The 307-nt window shown below is 41.4% G+C and carries 1 pseudogene; it reads right to left on the reverse strand.

The features are described 5' to 3' along the window. Positions 1 to 299 (reverse strand): annotated as a pseudogene (locus tag ACFINC_RS11155) (hypothetical protein); the annotation flags it as partial. Between the last annotated feature and the right edge of the window lie 8 nt (positions 300 to 307).

Consider the following 307-nt stretch of genomic DNA (forward strand, 5'->3'; position numbering starts at 1 on the left):
GAAAAAGAGGAAGGTTGTTGTTTTTCATGTAAAAGCCCTTGTTTTTGGAGTGTTTTTCCCAACCATTGCATATAGCCCATAAAGTCCTTTTGCGGATCTGGCGGCGCATTTTCTTCCCCCTGCACCTCTTTTCCGCCTTCTTGAGAAGATGGCTGTTGTTGAAATCTTTGTCCTTGAAAATTTTCTTCCAAAGTTTTTGCTTCTCTTCCAATTTCACCCTCTTCTCCCTCTTGTGTTGAGGTAAGAAAGTCTTGTTTCAAATGGTTTTGTTCTGCCGGCGTTAAATGTTCTTGATCCATGACGTTAG

The sequence above is a fragment of the Bartonella sp. AP58NXGY genome, from assembly GCF_042195785.1.
Taxonomy (GTDB): Bacteria; Pseudomonadota; Alphaproteobacteria; order Rhizobiales; family Rhizobiaceae; genus Bartonella.